1 protein-coding gene is annotated in these 393 nt (G+C 61.1%); it reads right to left on the bottom strand.

The window, feature by feature from the left end:
• On the bottom strand, positions 1-393 hold a 393-nt coding region (locus D7X32_RS44735), incomplete at both ends, for a DUF3418 domain-containing protein (RefSeq protein WP_120608496.1).

Below are 393 nucleotides of genomic sequence, written 5' to 3'. Positions count from 1 at the left end.
GCACAGCGCCGGGTCAATCTGGCTGTAGTTGACCTTACGCGCGGCCACCACCGGCAGGCCGTAGACGGTCACTTTTTCGGTTGCCATCACCGCCCCCTGCGCGCGCTCCCAGTGCGGTTCACTGTATGAGCGTTTCAGCAGGTGTTGCGCCACCGGCTCTACCCATTCCGGATCGATACGCGCGGCAATACGCCCCCACAGACGGCTGGTTTCCACAAGTTCAGCAACCATGGTCCACTTGGGTGGTTTCTTGAACAACCCGGAGCCGGGGAAGATAGAGAAACGGGCGTTGCGCGCGCCGGTATACTCCTGCTTTTCGGCGTCCTTCATGCCGATATGGGACAGCAGTCCGGTCAGCAATGCGATGTGAATCTCGCGGTACTCCGCCGGTTC

The organism is Corallococcus carmarthensis (assembly GCF_003611695.1).
Lineage (GTDB): Bacteria > Myxococcota > Myxococcia > Myxococcales > Myxococcaceae > Corallococcus > Corallococcus carmarthensis.
This window is presented reverse-complemented; position numbering and strand designations above follow the sequence as displayed.